Raw genomic sequence first — 16,699 nt, forward strand, 5'->3', positions numbered from 1 at the left:
ATGCATCTTTTTTGTAGTAGGCTAATAGCATATACGGAGTGGAGGTTATTTTTTTTAGTCAAAAAGTTTCCATGGGGAAACATATTTGTCCGAATGAAAGAAGGGTGGTAAACATGGAAGCGGTGAAAACAAAAGAAGGGTGGAAACGGGAGAGGAGCACGCCGAGCTTGCAGGAAGTGTACAAATCGATGGCTGTTCCGACGCTGGGCAGCTCATTCCGCAAGTTCCTCGCCTTTGCGGGCCCGGGCTATTTGGTGGCGGTCGGGTATATGGACCCGGGGAACTGGGCGACGGATTTGGCTGGAGGGGCGATGTTCAATTATTCCTTGCTCTCCGTCATTTTGATTTCGAATATGATGGCGATTTTGCTCCAGTCGCTCACGGCGCGTCTCGGCATTGCGACTGGGCGCGATCTGGCACAGGCGTGCCGGGACCACTACAGCAAGCCGGTCAATTTCGTCCTCTGGCTGCTGTGCGAGCTGGCGATTGCGGCGTGCGACCTGGCGGAAGTGATCGGTTCGGCGATTGCGCTGCAGTTGTTGTTCGGGCTGCCGCTGATTTACGGCGTGCTGCTAACCTCGCTCGATGTCATGCTCGTGCTGTTTTTGCAAAACAAAGGCTTCCGCTACATCGAGTCGATTGTCATTTCGCTGATTGTCATTATCCTGATCTGCTTCGGTGCGGAAATGATCTTCTCGAAACCCGATATCGGCGGGATCTTTGGCGGTTTCGTCCCGCGTGCAGAAATTTTGCAAAACCCGGAAATGCTCTACATCGCCTTGGGCATTCTCGGCGCCACCGTCATGCCGCATAATCTCTACCTGCACTCCTCGATCGTGCAGACGCGCAATTATGAGGAGACGGAGGAAGGGAAGCGCTCCGCGATCAAATTCGCGACCATCGACTCGACTGTCGCGCTGACCATCGCTTTGTTCATCAATGCGGCCATTCTGATTTTGTCGGCGGCTACCTTCCATACGACGGGCCACACGGAAGTCGCCGAAATCCAGGATGCCTACCAATTGCTCACGCCTTTGCTGGGAACGGGGTTGGCCAGCGTTCTGTTTGCTGTGGCGCTGCTGGCTGCGGGTCAGAACTCGACGTTGACCGGCACGCTGGCAGGTCAGATCGTGATGGAAGGCTTCCTGAACATCCGGCTGAAGCCGTGGATTCGCAGGCTCATCACACGACTGATCGCGATTGTTCCGGCAGTCATCGTCGTTGCCGTCACGGGAGAGAAAGGGACCGGCGATCTGCTGATTTTAAGCCAGGTGGTTCTGTCGCTGCAGCTTTCGTTTGCCGTCATTCCGCTCGTGATGTTCACCACCGACAAGCGCAAGATGGGCGCGCTCGTCGCACCGAAATGGGTGGCTGTCCTCTCCTGGATCGTCGCGGTTATCATCGCGGTGTTGAATGCATATTTATTGTACGGGACTTTCTTTTCGTAGGAAGCGGGGGGGCCGTGAAGAAAGAGCCGGGGCTTTTTGCAAAAAAGGGCTTCGGCTTTTTGCATACAGCCGACAAGCTCGATGAGTGCGCTATGGAGCGCAATGGCTTCGAGAAGGTAAGATTGATAGGCTTTTCCAATATGGGCGCATGAGTAAGCAGTGAACGAATTCTCGAATCAGGAGTGAGATCCCTGAGGGCAAGCTTGCGCAGCAGGGGCCTCCGCAAATGTTTTGGGACGTTATAGGTAAGGGTTCTTTAAACGATGCGTTCGTCTACTGGAGTGGTTAAAAAGCCTTTGATCGTTTCTTCAAATGTAAAAAGCTCTAGGATGTGATAGTTTTTGATTGAAATGTTGATTCCGTATTCGGGCTTGCTCGTTTGTCCAGGCTTGTCATAATTTCGATCCACAAAAACTTCGTTAGGGGCTTTCCACGCTTGAGAGGGGATTAAGAAGAAATCTGGCATCTGGCCCTCTTTGAATATCAGAAGAGCCATGTACAAGTTGGGATTGCAAATATTGAACTTGCTCTTTTGAGCAAAAACGTATCCCGTTCCCCTCAATGATTTGACCTGAATTTCAGAGAACCGTCCCAGTCTGTCTTTTATAATGAAGTCAATTCCTCGATCGTCGACCTCCGACGAAAATACCTCTAGTCCGTAAGATGCGAATTCCATCTTGGCGAAATATTCAGCATACTTTCCTAGTTGTAATGAGTTGAGTACAGCCCAATTCATATTTGGCATTCATAATCACCTTTCTTCATGGCATTAAATTTTTATTCTACTCGGACAGTTCCGGATTCGTTTACCCAATAGATTTGAAACGGCAAGGAATCTTTGAGCCATCTAATACGTGGGGCTAAATTTTCGTATGTAGTGAAACCATCCGGGAGGGCTATGCCAAGTTGTATCGCTGCGTTTTCTCCATGGTAAAGGATCAGATCGAAGATTACCTCAGAAAACCAGTGACGAGCTTGGGTGTGCTGGCTCTTTTCAGGATATCCCTTAACGCTTATCCATAAGTCATTGCCGTCTTTTGAAGCAACAATGTCTTTTCCAGATGTACGCGAGGCTGTATCCGCGACGCTTCGAATTGTGAAGCCATTGAATACGAGATGATTTACAACCTTACTCTGAATGTTTCCTTCCCAGTACCAAGCAGATTTTGCTGAATCTATTTTTGGTGGATTTATGATTTTAACTGTTTTTGATTCATTTCCATCGGGTAACCGACTAGTCGTTTTTGTTTTGTGACAATGATCGCAAATTCCTTGATACCGATAGATTATTGACGATTCACTGAGTGAGCGGCAAATAGAGTAGACAGTTTGTCTCGGTACCACATTGGAGGAGAGAGATAAACAATCGTCACATAGAGTAGCATGTAGTAAGGAAGAAAGGATCTTATCTTTATTCGTCATTTAAGCCCTCCTCAAACAACATTTCTTTGAATCTATTATAGCAAAGTCTGTTACCCAATTTACCCAAAAGGAGGCGGCTTCGCGTGGAAACCGTCTCTCTTTGTATTGGTGCTGCCTTTTTTACCGATAGATCAGGCATCCTCTCTTTTCCAGCTCAAACAAGCATGGTGTAACCTGCAGGTGATGGTTCCAGCGAAGGTCCAGCTTTTCAAGTCGTTCCAGCTTAAGGATGGCATCCGGGATCACCTTCAAATCGTTGTCACGCAAATCCAGCTCAATGAGATTGGCCGCATCGCCGATTTGCTCCGGCAGCTCTGTCAGCCGGTTGGTACGCAGGTTGAGTCGATGCAGCTTTTTCAAGCCTCCAATCGATTGCGGCAGTTCCGCGATCCGGTTGTTGCTCACATCGAGAATGCGCAGATCGGTTACATCGCCAATCGTTTCAGGCAAACGTGTCAGGCGATTGCCGTACACATGAATCTCCCGCAGGCAGCGGATCGACGAGATCGACTCGGGCAAGGCTTCAATCTGGTTGTTGTAGAGGCGCAGTTCAACGAGGCTTTGCAAATCGCCCAGATTGGCGGGCAGTTCGGTCAGCATGTTGTCTGTGACGTTCAAATACTTGAGTCGGCGGAGCTGGCATAATTCCGCCGGGATGCGCTCGAATTGATTGTTGCTCAAATAAAGGAAGGAATCGAGCTTTTGCAAGGCGCCGATTTCTTTCGGCAGCTCCCGCATCCGATTGTGTCCCAGGTCGAGCATCCGCAAGTTTTGCAAGTGTTGGATGCTCGGCGACAGCGTCTCGATTTCATTCCCTGCATAATTCAACACTTGCAAATCGGACAGGCGGTAAACATCCTCCGGGATTTGCTTGATCCGGTTGTTGTACAGGCTCAGCTCGATCAAATGGTCCAGCGCAAAAATCTCATCTGGCGTTTCCGTCAAGTTTTGTCCGTCTAAGTTGCGTTTGGTTTCGTTCGTTCCAGTCATTCGCGTTCCGCTCCCCATCTACCGTGTTTTTCTTTCAGGCTTTTACAGCATCCGCCCCAACCGCCTGATCCCTTCGACAATTTCACTCTCCGCCGGACATGCATAGGACAGCCGGATGAACCCGGGCTCTGCTCCGTAAATGGTGCCAGGCATGAACAGCACACCGTGAGCGATTGCTTTTTCGATCAAATCTTGATCCGCAATCGGCTTTTTCAGCTGGCACCAGATGGAATAACCGCCTTTGGGATGATTCCAGGAGGCTTTGTCGCCGACATGCTCGCTGAGCGCCTGTCTCATGAGATCGCGTCGTCTCGTCAGCGCGGTCTTCAGCTGCTGCACGTGTCCACGCCAGTCGGCTTTTTGCAAATAGGCGGTCAACAGCTGCTGGGACAGTGTGCTTGTGCCGTGATCGATCTCTTTTTTCGCATCGGCCATCCGCGAGATGACGGAAGGCGGCGCGACGACCCAGCCGATCCGCAGGCCCGGTGCGACGGTTTTGGAAAAGCTGCCGATGTGCACGACAAGCCCGTTTCCTTTGTTCAGGCTGACCAGCGTTGGCAGCGGCGGCGGCGCATCATCCAGGCGGAGCGCGCCGTATGCTTCATCCTCGATGACCGGGATGCGGATTTCCTCGCAAATGGCCAATAGTCGCTTCCGCCGCTTCAGGGACAGGACGGTCCCGGTCGGGTTTTGGTAGGTCGGATTGGTGATGACGAGTTTGATCTTGTGTTTGCGATACAGCTGGATGACCTGTTCCGGTTCGAGCCCGTCGGCATCGACCGGCAGACGGAACAGGCGCAGCCCGGCGGAGGGGAAGACTCCCAGCGAATACATATAGGAAGGTCCCTCCAGCGCAATCGCGTCCCCGGGGCGGAGCAGGCACTGCGTAATCAGATGCAGCGCTTGCTGGGCGCCGGATGTGATCAGGATTTGATCGGGAGTGGCGACAATCCCGTGTTCCTCGCGCATGTAGTCGCAGAGGGAGAGGCGCAGCGCTGGATCGCCCTCGGGCGGCAGGTAGCCGAGCAGGCGGGTAAGCGGCAGCGTATGCATCGTCTCTTGCAGCTCGTGATGGGGAAACAGCTCGGGATTCATTTCGCCGCCGTTGAACGCGATGATGCCGGGACGGGCGGTCGCCTCACGAATCCGTTTGACCAGCGGCTGCGTCGGGATAAAGGTTCCGCCGTTCGTGTAGGCGAACCAGTTGGGCTGCCGTTGGGCCACGCCCCACAGGTGCTCGCTGACCCGTGTGCCGCTGCCCTGGCGGGAATGGATCAATCCCGAGGCGCGCAGCTCAGCATATGCCTCCGTGATCGTGCTGCGGTTCACTTGCAGCTGCGCCGCGAGCAGCCGTTCGGTAGGCAGCGGGGAGCCGGGCGGGTACGTGCCGGTAAAAATGCATTCTTCAAAATGACGGACGATTTGGCGAAACAGCGGCTCATCGCTCGTCGGGTCGAGCATCCAGTCCATCGAAATCCCCCTTGCGATCGTTTTTTTCATGATAAATTGGCTGGACAAAAAAGTCACCAATTGGTTGTGCGCGCCCAAAAAATCGTTTGCTACAATGGCAGAAAGACAAGGGAAAAGGAGAACGAATCCGATGACGACCAGCAAGGACATGTGGAGGAAAGGCACTTATACGATCTCGACTGACAAGCGATTTTTGCAGGAGGACGTGATTTACGGCTATTTGCATGAAAAGTCGTATTGGAGCAACGGGATCGATCGGGAAGTGGTCCGACGTTCCATCGAGCACTCGGCGTTTTGCTTCGGCGTCTTTCAGGGGGAGCCGGGAGCGGCGGATTGCAGACAGGTCGGCTTTGCCCGGGTGATTTCCGACTGCGCCACGTTCGCCTATCTGTGCGATGTATTTATTTTGCCTGAGCATAGTGGCGGCGGGTTGGGCAAATGGCTGATGGAAGTGATCACGCAGTATCCGCCGACTAGCGGTGTGCGGCGCTTCCTTCTGGCGACGCGCGACGCGCATGGGCTGTACGCCCAATACGGCTTCGAACCGTTGGCAGCGCCCGAACGTTATATGGCGATTTCGCGCAGTCAGGCCACATTGCCAGAACGGTGATGGACAGACTATTCCAAATTCGTTACCATACCAGAATGGAACTAAAATTTTGGTAAGGTGTGTGGCAGCATGATGAAGCGAGGTCATTCCTTTTTTCTTGGATCTTTGATCACCGCACTGTTGGTGACCGGCATTTCACCGGTACCCGCCGCGCAGGCGGCTCCGAGGAAGGCAGCTTCTCCAAAGGCAGCAGACGGAGAGCTGATCGTTCGATATAAACAGCCAAAAAAGCAGCAAATTCACGCGCTGCACGCAGCATCCCGCACCACGAGCATCGACGGAAAGACCGTTTTGCTGAAAACGGATGCAGACACGATGGAAGAGACGGCAGCGACGATCGCCAAAGATCCGGACGTCGCGTTCGTGGAGCCCAACTATATTTACCATGCTTCCGGATCATCCGGCGGCGGTGCAGGCTCATCGGTTGTCGACGATCCGCACTATGACGATTTGTGGGGGCTTCGGGCAATCGATGCGCCGCAAGCCTGGGATACGCTCGCCTCTTGGCAAGGGCGGAAAATGGGGCAGGTGACGGTTGCCGTCGTGGACACCGGGGTGGACGCGAGCCATCCCGATCTGGCGGGGCGCGTGCTTGCGAACGGCTACAACACCGTCGCAGGCAACACGAACACGTTTGATGACGACGGACACGGCACGCACGTCTCCGGTACGATCGCCGCAGTCGCCAATAACGGCATAGGCGTCACGGGCGTAGCCGGCTCGGCGAACGTTCGCATCTTGCCGATCAAGGTGCTCGATGACAAGGGCGAAGGCACGGCGCTGCAAATCGCCCAGGGTGTGGACAAGGCGGTCGAACTGGGCGCCGATATCATCAATATGAGTCTCGGCGGCTTGGGAAGAAGCCGTCTGCTGGAAGAATCGATTCACAACGCGACGCAAAAAGGCGTGCTTGTCATCGTAGCGGCGGGCAATGAAACCGACGATGCGGAAGGCTATGCGCCGGCATCGTTTGCGGACGTTGTGACGGTCGCGTCTGTCGACAAGCAGAACCAGCCCTCGTATTTCAGCAATTACGGCAGCCCGATTGATGTGGCTGCGCCCGGCGAAAACATTTTGAGCACGGTGCCAGGCGGGGAATACGATTCGTATGACGGTACCTCGATGGCGACGCCGCATGTGGCCGCAGCTGCCGCATTGGTCAAGATGACCCATCCGAGCTGGGGGCCGGAAGAAATCAGGGCTGCCCTGGAGCAAACCGCAGCGGATCTCGGCAAGCCGGGCGTCGATGCCACGACCGGGCATGGGCTGCTGCAGGTGGACAAAGCGCTCGCTTATGACGCCACACCTGTAATGCGAGTTGTGTCACCTGGCCGCAGCAGCGATCTGTGGGGGACGTTCGCCATCGAGGCGGCGGTCATCAACCGGGAGGCGGTATCGGTGCGGATTGCCGACAATGCTGGCCATGAGCTGGTCACCTTGCCGGTTGAAGGCGGCAAAATCAGCGGGCGCATCGATAGCGGTTCGCTTGGCACAGGCAAGCAAACGCTGCGTCTGCAGGCGTATGATGCGCATGCTCGCACAGTCGGCGAGGAACTCAGCTGGCCGGTCACGGTTCATCAGGGCGCAGACGGCGGCTTGCGCGTGACCGTCACCGATGCAGAAGGCAGACCGGCTGACGGTGCGCAGGTTGTGCTCTACAGCACAGACGGACCGGGCAAAGGCTACGAAGAGGTCGCCCGCTATTTTGCCAACGAACAAGGGTATTGCTACCTGCCCAAATCGGTGCGCAACCCGGACGAGCAGTACGTAGTCGTAGCCAACTACTTTGATTGGGATACAGGCAATCCGTTTACGTTTTACCAGCGACTGTCTGATGTGGGCAGCCAAAATGACGTGGCGCTCGCATTTGGCGAAACCCATCCGCTGTCGGTCAACGTCCTGTCAAACGGCAAGGCCCAGCCGTTAGCCGACACATCCCTCGTGCTCGTGCCGCACGCGGCCGGAATGGAGGCGGAGCCGATCGAATTGCTGTTCGAGCCGAACCAAAAAGGGCAGTTCGACATCCATCTGCCGGATGGGACGTATACGGCATACGCGTTGCGCCATGCCGCTTCCGGCCAAAACTACTATGTCGAGCAAGACGTCACGGTAGCCGATGAGGCACAGAAGCTGACGTTCGATCTGGACAAGGCGGTTCCTGTCCGCTTTACGCTTCCAAAAGGAGCGAATGGCGGGATCTGGACGCCGGAGAGCAAGCTTGCGCTGAACCAATATGGCGTGTACTTCAAGGCGAAGCAGCCGATTTTGGTCACGCCCGCCGAAGAGCTTGCGAACTACAGCGTCAGCTTTGGGCAAACCGTAGGCAAAAAACGGTACTATTACGAGCTGAAAGCAGACAAGCCGCTAGACTGGACGGAAACGAAAAGCATCTCGCTGCTTGCCCGGGCAAAGGCACAGACGGATGACCAAGATGCTGACGTCGAGACCGTGAAACCCGGCGACTGGCTGGATCTCGACTATACGCTTCGCTACAATGACAGGCATATGCTCGGCGTGCTCGGCCTCGCGGAGCAAAATGCGGCGGGTGCCCCGGTGAAGCCAAACGGCGTGTCCGGTCAGCTTTTGCTGCCAAGGGCTGCTGCGACAGGCGAACAGCCTGCCGTACAGGAAATCACGCCGCAGGTGAAAATCACGGATCAAGAGGGCAAGGAAGTTTGGACGGGTGCACAATCGCGGCCGTTCATCGTGCCGGACGATCCTGCGCTCACCAGCGGCCGTTACAAGCTTAGCCTCGATTTCACCGGGTATCCGTTTGCGGTCAGGCCGCAGACGCTCGGCGTGCGGGACATTTTGCTGAAGCGTGCCAGCAGCATGGTGGATGTGAGCTACACCGATCCCGAGGGCGTCGGCTTTTCGCAAGCGCTGCTGCGCGTGTATGACGACAAGACGGGCAACCTCGTAGCGGAAGAGCCTTATTATGGCGATCTGTTCGGCGGGAATGGAACAAAGGAAGGCGAGCCGCTTCATTTCAAGCTCGAGGATGTGGCAACGGGCAAAACATACCGCTTCCAACTGGCGGCACTGACGAAGGAGCATATTCCGCTGTTTTCCGAGCAGACGATTCGCGTCACAGATTCCGCTGTCAGCATCGATCTATCGAGCAAGGAAGCGGGGCTGACCAAAGTATCGCTCGGGTCCGATTCGGACTTCATCCTTGGCATCAAGCGGGGGGAAAAAGCGCTGCCGTTCATGGAAGAAGCGGGCGCAGACGGCTACTTCTGGCTGCAGCCGGGAACCTATCAGGTGACACTCGGCAATCTGGATGCGGACAAGCCTTACTTTTTCGAGGACACGATCGAGGTGGACGGCGGCGAGTATCAGATCGATGCCGAGCCGGACTACAGCCAGCTGAAAAAAATCGCGATCGACATGCCGAGTCAAAAGGAAGAATACACCCTTAGCTTTACCTACGACATCGAGCATCCGTTCGGTTTCGGGTCAGGGACAATCCTCGTTCTGATGAAAGGCGACGCCGAGCTGTACATGTCCGAAGAGATGATCAAGGCGCTCCCGATGGACATTTCGCGCACAGAACAAATCGATGGCAACAGCGTGACGATCCAATGGAGTCCAGCGCTCGCGCCGACGGATGACGGGTACGTGATCCAGTTTGACAAAACAACCGAGCCGACGCTCTCGTTGGCAACAGACAAAGAGACGTACCATAACGGAGATACGCTGGGCGTGTCCATCGATGTGACCGACGACCACGGCAACAAGATCACCGCCATGTTCAACTCACCGGAAGCCAGCCAAAGCAAGCAGAGCCAAAAAACAAGCCGGGGCCAAATCGTGCGCCAGCGAGTCGTGAAGAACGAAAACGGCCAAACCGCCATCCTGCGCTATGACTGGCAAGCAGGGGCGTATCAGACCATCGAGTCCAACGAAATTTACCCGCGCATCCAGCTGCAAAAAGACGGAGAAAAATTAGATTCTGTGAAGCAAATGGAAAACTGGACCGAATACCACTACGACCTCCCAGACGTGACAGAACCAACCGAATACACCCTCCTCTGGTCGCTCAGCTTTCCGTATGAACGGAAAGCCGAACTAGCGATCAAACAAGAGGAGTAAAAAGAGCAACGCACATATGAAAAAAGCAGGCTGCCCAAAAAAGGCATCCTGCTTTTTCTTTCAAAATCGTTCCCATCCCATCCCAAATAATCGAAGAAAAGCGCTTTGCCAAGCAGCCACACAGGATTTTTGCAAGAAAGTGGAACGAAAGGCTCTGACAATGCCAGCCAGGCTTTCGCCCAAAAATGAAAACGCTTTTGCGCCACATACCCCCCTGAGATACTCCCGCCGCGCAGCGTGTGGCATTGGGGCGCAGTTTTCATTTTTGGGGGAAAGCCGTTCACCCCGACCCCCAGCAGGCATAGTCATGCCTTTCGTGGAACTTTCTTGCAAAAATCCTCCCGAGCAGCAGCGTACAACGCGCTTCCCCGATTATGCCCCCGTCAACACCATCTCCAAAAACTTCAAATGAGCCTTCGACAGCCATTTGTTTTTATGATAAGAAATCTGCCCAAAAAACAGCAGATCATCATCAGCAGCGGGCTCGATGACCTTCAGCTGTTGCTCCAAAACGAGCGCATTCACGCTGATGGAAGGCATCAGGCTGATCCCCAAACCGCTGGCCACGCATCGCTTCATCGCCTCCATGCTGCTGAACTCCAGGTAGTTGCCGGTCGGAATGCCTTTTTCCGTCAAATACCCCTGGAAAAATCGCCGCAGCGCGCAGTTTCCCTCGCTGAAAATGATGCACTCGTCCTTGATGTCATCGATCGATTGAAACGAATGGTTCTTTTCGCCAATGAAGACCAGCGGTACCTCGGCGATGACTTCTGTCGTGAGCTGAGGGTCGCTGACTTTCGGCTCCAGCGTGATCGCAAAGTCCAGCTCACCGGTATGAAGCCGTTCGCGCAGCTGCTGGCAGTAGTCATCGACCAAAGAAAAGGTGACATCCGGGTACCGTTTTTTATACGCGGCGAGCACGGCCCCCAGCTTGTAGACGGTCATCGTTTCGGACGCCCCGATGCGAATCTCGCCTTTCAGCGTCTCGTCTGTGGCGGAAATATGCTTGATTTTGGCATAGGACGTCAAAAGCTCGACGACGTACTGGTACAGCTCTTGCCCGGCCGCCGTCAACTGAATCTGTTTGCCCAACCGGTCGAACAAGGGAACGCCCAGCTCCTCTTCCAGCTGCTGAATATGCGAGGTGATCGAAGCCTGCGAATATTGAAGGGCATTGGCTGCCTTCGTGAAGCTGTTCAGGTCGACAACCGCTTTAAACGATTGGAATTGACGGATTTCGATAGGACTCACTCCGTTCGGTAGGTTATTCAGAAAAACTGAATGTTAGTTTCAGTTAATTCAATTTTACGAATGCTTTATTCTACCATATGATCGTAGCAAGGAGGTAGCGCGAAGCAAGCCGCCTTCACCACAAACAGGAGGAATATAGATGAAACTCACAGCCAATACCGGTTTGCTCTTGATCGATGTGCAAAACCATTTCGACGATCCGTCGTTAGGAAACCGAAACAATCCGCACGCGGAAGAAAATATGGCGACATTGCTGCACAGATGGAGAGAGACGAATCGTCCGGTCATTCACATCCAGCATATCAGCAACCCTTCCTTGCCGCATCATCCCGGCCGTGATATCAAAGACATCGTCGCGCCGCTCCCCGGTGAGCCGGTCATGGTGAAAAATGTGAACAGCGCGTTTATCGGGACCGACCTCGAACGCCATCTGCGGGAAGCGGGGATCGAGACGCTGGTCATCGTCGGGCTGACAACCGATCATTGCGTTTCCACGACAACCCGGATGGCAAAAAATCTCGGCTTCACCCCGTACATCGTGTCTGACGCGACGGCCACTTTTGAGCGAGTCAGCTTTGACGGAAAACAGCATGCGGCAGAAGACATCCATCGCCTGGCGCTGGTCAGCCTGCACGAGGAATTCGCTACCGTCATCGATACGAAAGGCATTCTGGAATTGCTGGAAGGGTAAAGACATGGGGCTGCTGCTGCAATATTTGATTTTCGGCGTCACGCTGGCGATCTCGATCGGGCCGGTCAACATCGAGCTGATCAAGCGAGGCGTGACGAAAGGCTTCTTGTCCTCATGGCTGGTCGGGATTGGCGGCATGACAGCCGATTTCCTCATTCTCAGCATCGTCTACGTCGGCGTGGGCACGTACCTCGCCGCCGATCTTGCCCAGCTTGTGTTTGGTGTCATCGGTGCATTGATGCTGATAATGATCGGCATCCAAAATGCTCGCACCAAACCGCCGCAGATAGATACGGTCTCTGCGGCAAGTGAGGCGGGCCACCGGAAGGAGAAGCGATCTTTTGTGACAGGCTTTCTTCTGGCGATTGCCAATCCGCTGAACCTGGTGTTCTGGGCTGGTATTTACAGCTCGCTGCCCAGCGGTAGTCAGTCGCAGACGATCACGCCTTCGGTGTTACTCGTTTTCATTTTTATCGGGATCGCGATCGCGAACCTGTTTGTCGCAGGGCTGTCGTCACTGGGCAAATCATTCGTGAAGCCAGCCGGACTGCGGTTCATCTCCGTGGCATCCGGCATTGTCTTGATCGGGTACGGCTGCTGGATCGGTTATTCTACCGTGTCGTCCAAATTCGCGGGTGTCGTCCATACGTTTTTGCCAGGGGCATAATTTCATCAAGCTGTCATGGGGTGCAATCGTCTATGGCAGTTTTTTTCCGCTCAGTCGAGCAAGGTAAGGATGACAGCTGCCGAATGCTCGATGAAAGACCGGTTGGGGCGTAGTTTCGCTGCTGGGCGCGGCGGTCAGTGGCATCGCACTCGTGTTTTGGGCGTTGCCCCGCTCGAAGCCATCCCGCAACTGGTGCGAAAGTTTCATGCTGCAAATATGGAAAATGAAGTCGAGGACCTTTGCTGGAAAAAAATGAATCTGAGTATGCAAGATTGCAGGAATTATCCAGTATTGCATAATGTAAATTTGGAAAAAAGCGAATTTCGGTTCTTTTTGCGAAATATTCGATTGGCATGCGAATTGCTTGAAAAGAATAGCAGTGACTGTGAGAACCAAAGCGGGATTGCCCTTCCCCTTTGGCTTTTTTTCTATTTACATGCATGATGGGGCCGCGTTTGCTTACTACCAAAAAATCGAATGGCGGGGGTTTGTTCGTGAAGAGAAAAAGTTTGGCGATGAAATTGATCGTATCCATTCTAGCGATGATGACCATTCTGATGGCGGTTAACGTGTATGCCATCATGAAAAGCAACGCCAATGCAGCACAACGGACCGTGGAAAATTACAGTAAAGATTTGAGTGCCCATCTGAGCAAGCAGTTCGATGCCGACGCGTATGCGACGTTTTTGCAGGAAATGAGCGAGAGCCAAACCTATTGGCAGCTGCGCAATCAGCTGAATCAATTCCGTCAGCAAACGGGTGCGCTTTATGTGTATACGATGGGGCTCAATTCGGAAGGAAAGCCGGTTTTGCTCGTCGATGGGCAGCCCAATGGTTCGGATGTCGCCTCGCCGATCGGGGAGACAACCGATGTGACGCCTGCTTCTTTTGTGACATCCGTTCTCAAGGGAAACAGCGAAAGTACGGAAATCATGCATGATGAAAAGTACGGCGACTTCCTGACGGCAGGCTCTCCGATCATCGATAAGGAAGGGAAAGTGATCGGCGTCTTCTGTATCGATATGCCTGCGGACAAGATTCAGGAGATCGTGTCGGCTGTAACACAGGAGCAAATGCCTTCGATTCTCATACTCGCCATCTTGCTGCTTCTCTTGTTTACCGTTATCCTCTATTTGATCATCCGATCCGTCACCAATCCGCTAAAACGATTGAGCCAGTCTACCCGCACGGTAGCGACCGGCGATTTGCGCGAGCAGCTCATCGCTAAATCGAATGATGAGATCGGCGAGCTGACCCGCCATTATGGTGAGATGATTGCCAATCTGCGCGAGATCGTCCACCAGGTAAACGACAGCGCCCTGCAAGTGTCAGGCGCTTCCCAGGAGCTGGAGACGACCGTCGAACAATCGGCAGAGGCGTCCGCAGAAGTCGCGATGATGATCGAATCGATGGCGGAAGGGGCCAGGCAGCAGGTGCAGATGGCAGAAGAGAGCAGTCGCTTCATCACGCAGCTGGTGGACGGCATCACGCAGATCGATGCACAGACAAAGCTCGTGCTGACCACTTCGCGGCAGTCGGCGCAAGAAGCGGAGCGAGGGGCGGAGTCGGTCGGCAAAGCAGCGCAGCAGATGGAGTCGATTGGCCAATCGGCGACGCGTACCGCACAGGTTATTGCACAGCTGCATGCGCGTTCGCAGGAAATCACGCAGTTTTTGGAGCGAATCGCGGGGATTGCGGCGCAGACCAACATGCTCGCCTTGAATGCGGCGATTGAAGCGGTGCGGGCAGGCGAGCACGGCCGGGGCTTTGCCGTCGTTGCGGATGAGGTGCGCAAGCTGGCGGAGCAATCGAAGCTGTTTTCCGCGCAAATCTCGCGTTTGATGCTGGAAATGAATGAGACCGCTTTCAGCGCCAGCGAAGAAATGGAGTTCGTATCGCAGGAAATCCAGTTGGGCAAGCTGGCTGTGAGTGAGGCAGGCGGGGCTTTTTCCAGCATCGTGCAGGCATCGCGGCAGGTGAGCCTGCAGATCGAGGAAGTGACCGCCGTAACCGCCAGCTTATCGGACGGCTCGTCGGAGGTGGCGGCCTGCATCCAGCAGATGGAGGGGATCGCCCAAAACGCCTCCGCATATGCCGCGCAGGTGGACGATGCCGGAAAAATGCTGAATCAGTCGATGGATGAGATCTCCGCATCGGCGGAATCGCTGAACCAGATGGCTTTGGATTTACGCGAGGTGGTCGATCGGTTTAAAATCTAAGAGATACCAAAAGGAGGAATGCTCATGCAAGCGCACTACAATCCCGTCTGGAACATGGACTCCGTTTTCCCGGGGGGCAGTGAATCAGCCGAATTCGCCGCTTTTTTAACACAGCTGGAAAAAAACATCGGTCTGTTGGGCGATCAAGTACATAAAGCAAAAGAAGCAGCGGAGCAAGACTTGCTGCCGGTTTGGCGCGAGCTGTTGGCCGCGATCCAGAACACTTCGGCGCAATTGCGCGAGGCAGGCGCATTTATCAGTTGTCTGACAGCGCAGAACGTGCATGACGAGAATGCCAAGCTGCTTTCCGGACAGGTCAAAAATCTGTCGGCTGCGCTTGGCGCAGTGATCAACATCTGGGAAGAGCAGCTGCTCGCCTTGTCGGAAGACGCATGGAACAAGCTGGTGGAAGACGAAGCGATCAAGCCGCTCGCGTTCCCGCTGAATGAACGCCGCCGCCGCGCGAAGGAAAAGCTGCCGGTCGAGCAGGAGATTTTGGCAAACGATCTGGCTATCGACGGCTATCATGCATGGCAGGATCTGTACAACACGGTAGTCGGCCGCATCACCATCCCGCATGAAGTGGACGGCAAAGTGAAGCAGCTGTCGGTCGGGCAAGCGGACAACGTCATGCATTCCCCTGATATGTCGGTGCGCCAGGAGATGTTTGCGAAATGGGAAGCGGCGTGGGGCAAGGAAGCTGATCTGTGCGCCCATGCGCTCAACCACCTCGGCGGCTTCCGCCTCAATCTGTACCGTCACCGCGGCTGGGATTCGATCATGAAGGAGCCGCTTGACATCAACCGGATGAGCGAGCAGACGCTGGATGCGATGTGGAGCGCCATCAATGAAAGCAAAGACAAGCTGGTTCAATACCTCAACCGCAAGGCGAAGCTGCTGGGCATGACCAAGCTCGGCTGGGTAGACGTCGCCGCGCCTGTCGGCAAAGTCACGAAAACGGTCAGCTATGATGAAGGCGCCGCTTTCATCATCGAGCAGTTCGGCCGATTCAGCCCGAAAATGGCGGATTTCGCCCGCAAAGCATTCGAACAGCGCTGGATCGAGGCGGAGGATCGCGCAGGCAAGCGTCCGGGCGGATTCTGCACCAGCTTCCCGGTGAGCAAGCAGTCGCGCATTTTCATGACTTATGCAGGAAACGCTTCCAACGTGTCGACATTGGCGCACGAGCTGGGCCATGCCTACCATCAGCACGTGATGAACGACTTGCCGCAAATGGTGCAAGGCTATGCGATGAACGTCGCGGAAACCGCTTCGACTTTCGCGGAAATGATCGTCTCCGATGCGGCCGTGAAGCTTGCGGAAAGCCGTGAAGAGAAGATCGCGCTCCTCGAGGACAAAATCCAGCAAACCGTCGCCTTCTTCATGAACATCCAGGCGCGGGTAATTTTTGAAAAAAACTTTTATGCCGAGCGCAAAAAAGGCCTCGTCAGCAAAGCCAAGCTCAACCAGTTGATGGAAGATGCGCAGAAGGAAGCGTTCAACGACGCGCTGTCCGAGTACCATCCGCATTTTTGGGCATCCAAGCTGCATTTCTACATTACGACGTATCCGTTCTACAACTTCCCGTACACGTTCGGCTATTTGTTCAGCCTGAGCATTTATGCCCGCGCGCTGTCCGAAGGAGCTTCCTTCGAACAAAAATACATCGACCTTTTGCGCGACACCGCCCGCATGACGGTCGAAGAGCTGGCGCAGAAGCATCTGGATGTCGACATCACCAAGCCGGATTTTTGGCGCGCTGCCGTCAAGCTGACGGTTCAGGATGTCGAAGAGTTCCTGCAGCTGACCGAATAGCATCCAATGAAAAGAGCATCG

General features: G+C 54.5%; 14 protein-coding genes. 9 read left to right on the top strand and 5 right to left on the bottom strand.

Features of this window, described 5'->3' with window-relative positions; all coding sequences use genetic code 11:
* The first annotated feature begins 113 nt into the window (after positions 1-113).
* Both ACTID9_RS05635 and ACTID9_RS05640 read left to right on the top strand, forming a co-directional pair.
* Positions 114-1,448 carry an Nramp family divalent metal transporter gene (locus tag ACTID9_RS05635; protein WP_441070266.1) on the top strand — a complete coding sequence of 445 codons (1,335 nt, stop codon included), beginning with the start codon at positions 114-116 and terminating at the stop codon, positions 1,446-1,448.
* 14 nt (positions 1,449-1,462) lie between these two features.
* Complete coding sequence (locus ACTID9_RS05640) at positions 1,463-1,600, top strand: hypothetical protein (protein WP_441070267.1); 138 nt, start codon at positions 1,463-1,465, stop codon at positions 1,598-1,600.
* A gap of 104 nt (positions 1,601-1,704) precedes the next feature.
* Here the strand turns inward: ACTID9_RS05640 and ACTID9_RS05645 are convergent, their stop codons facing one another.
* The 4 genes from ACTID9_RS05645 to pdxR form a co-directional block, all read right to left on the bottom strand.
* Positions 1,705-2,193 carry a DUF4365 domain-containing protein gene (locus tag ACTID9_RS05645; RefSeq protein ID WP_441070268.1) on the bottom strand — a complete coding sequence of 163 codons (489 nt, stop codon included), beginning with the start codon at positions 2,191-2,193 and terminating at the stop codon, positions 1,705-1,707.
* A 32-nt stretch (positions 2,194-2,225) separates the two neighbouring features.
* Entirely contained in the window at positions 2,226-2,870 is a 645-nt protein-coding gene (locus ACTID9_RS05650) for a hypothetical protein (protein WP_441070269.1), read from the bottom strand.
* A 120-nt stretch (positions 2,871-2,990) separates the two neighbouring features.
* Positions 2,991-3,860, bottom strand: a complete 870-nt coding sequence (locus ACTID9_RS05655) for a leucine-rich repeat domain-containing protein (RefSeq protein WP_441070270.1) — start codon at positions 3,858-3,860, stop codon at positions 2,991-2,993.
* Between the two features lie 42 nt (positions 3,861-3,902).
* Positions 3,903-5,330 (bottom strand): MocR-like pyridoxine biosynthesis transcription factor PdxR, encoded by a 1,428-nt coding sequence (pdxR, locus tag ACTID9_RS05660; protein WP_441070271.1) that lies wholly within the window; start codon positions 5,328-5,330, stop codon positions 3,903-3,905.
* A gap of 130 nt (positions 5,331-5,460) precedes the next feature.
* On the opposite strand from pdxR, the gene ACTID9_RS05665 reads away from it, so the two are divergent.
* A complete protein-coding gene (locus tag ACTID9_RS05665) occupies positions 5,461-5,940 on the top strand; it encodes a GNAT family N-acetyltransferase (protein WP_441070272.1) in 480 nt (159 codons plus the stop codon).
* Between the two features lie 69 nt (positions 5,941-6,009).
* Positions 6,010-10,035: a S8 family serine peptidase gene (locus ACTID9_RS05670; RefSeq protein WP_441070273.1), complete on the top strand. Its 4,026-nt coding sequence runs from the start codon at positions 6,010-6,012 to the stop codon at positions 10,033-10,035.
* A 372-nt stretch (positions 10,036-10,407) separates the two neighbouring features.
* Here ACTID9_RS05670 and ACTID9_RS05675 read toward each other — a convergent pair whose 3' ends face one another.
* A complete protein-coding gene (locus tag ACTID9_RS05675) occupies positions 10,408-11,286 on the bottom strand; it encodes a LysR family transcriptional regulator (protein WP_441070274.1) in 879 nt (292 codons plus the stop codon).
* Between the two features lie 139 nt (positions 11,287-11,425).
* Here ACTID9_RS05675 and ACTID9_RS05680 point away from each other — a divergent pair, with 139 nt between their 5' ends.
* From ACTID9_RS05680 to ACTID9_RS05700, 5 genes are all read left to right on the top strand, one after another.
* Complete coding sequence (locus ACTID9_RS05680; RefSeq protein ID WP_441070275.1) at positions 11,426-11,977, top strand: cysteine hydrolase family protein; 552 nt, start codon at positions 11,426-11,428, stop codon at positions 11,975-11,977.
* Between the two features lie 4 nt (positions 11,978-11,981).
* On the top strand, positions 11,982-12,644 hold the full coding sequence (locus tag ACTID9_RS05685; protein ID WP_441070276.1) for a LysE family translocator: 663 nt from the start codon (positions 11,982-11,984) through the stop codon (positions 12,642-12,644).
* 69 nt (positions 12,645-12,713) lie between these two features.
* Complete coding sequence (locus ACTID9_RS05690) at positions 12,714-13,088, top strand: hypothetical protein (RefSeq protein ID WP_441070277.1); 375 nt, start codon at positions 12,714-12,716, stop codon at positions 13,086-13,088.
* A gap of 50 nt (positions 13,089-13,138) precedes the next feature.
* Complete coding sequence (locus ACTID9_RS05695; protein WP_441070278.1) at positions 13,139-14,863, top strand: methyl-accepting chemotaxis protein; 1,725 nt, start codon at positions 13,139-13,141, stop codon at positions 14,861-14,863.
* Positions 14,864-14,887: 24 nt separating this feature from the next.
* Positions 14,888-16,678: a M3 family oligoendopeptidase gene (locus ACTID9_RS05700; RefSeq protein ID WP_441070279.1), complete on the top strand. Its 1,791-nt coding sequence runs from the start codon at positions 14,888-14,890 to the stop codon at positions 16,676-16,678.
* Positions 16,679-16,699: the final 21 nt, after the last annotated feature.

The organism is Brevibacillus fluminis, assembly GCF_052072235.1.
GTDB lineage: Bacteria > Bacillota > Bacilli > Brevibacillales > Brevibacillaceae > Brevibacillus_D > Brevibacillus_D fluminis_A.

Bases quoted from the DNA above. Each gene is read 5' to 3' on its own strand.
- ACTID9_RS05650 (WP_441070269.1), bottom strand. From the start codon at position 2,870: ATGACGAATAAAGATAAGATCCTTTCTTCCTTACTACATGCTACTCTA.
- ACTID9_RS05680 (WP_441070275.1), top strand. From the start codon at position 11,426: ATGAAACTCACAGCCAATACCGGTTTGCTCTTGATCGATGTGCAAAAC.
- ACTID9_RS05685 (WP_441070276.1), top strand. From the start codon at position 11,982: ATGGGGCTGCTGCTGCAATATTTGATTTTCGGCGTCACGCTGGCGATC.
- ACTID9_RS05665 (WP_441070272.1), top strand. From the start codon at position 5,461: ATGACGACCAGCAAGGACATGTGGAGGAAAGGCACTTATACGATCTCG.
- ACTID9_RS05700 (WP_441070279.1), top strand. From the start codon at position 14,888: ATGCAAGCGCACTACAATCCCGTCTGGAACATGGACTCCGTTTTCCCG.
- ACTID9_RS05670 (WP_441070273.1), top strand. From the start codon at position 6,010: ATGATGAAGCGAGGTCATTCCTTTTTTCTTGGATCTTTGATCACCGCA.
- ACTID9_RS05635 (WP_441070266.1), top strand. From the start codon at position 114: ATGGAAGCGGTGAAAACAAAAGAAGGGTGGAAACGGGAGAGGAGCACG.
- pdxR (WP_441070271.1), bottom strand. From the start codon at position 5,330: ATGGACTGGATGCTCGACCCGACGAGCGATGAGCCGCTGTTTCGCCAA.
- ACTID9_RS05690 (WP_441070277.1), top strand. From the start codon at position 12,714: ATGACAGCTGCCGAATGCTCGATGAAAGACCGGTTGGGGCGTAGTTTC.
- ACTID9_RS05645 (WP_441070268.1), bottom strand. From the start codon at position 2,193: ATGCCAAATATGAATTGGGCTGTACTCAACTCATTACAACTAGGAAAG.
- ACTID9_RS05655 (WP_441070270.1), bottom strand. From the start codon at position 3,860: ATGACTGGAACGAACGAAACCAAACGCAACTTAGACGGACAAAACTTG.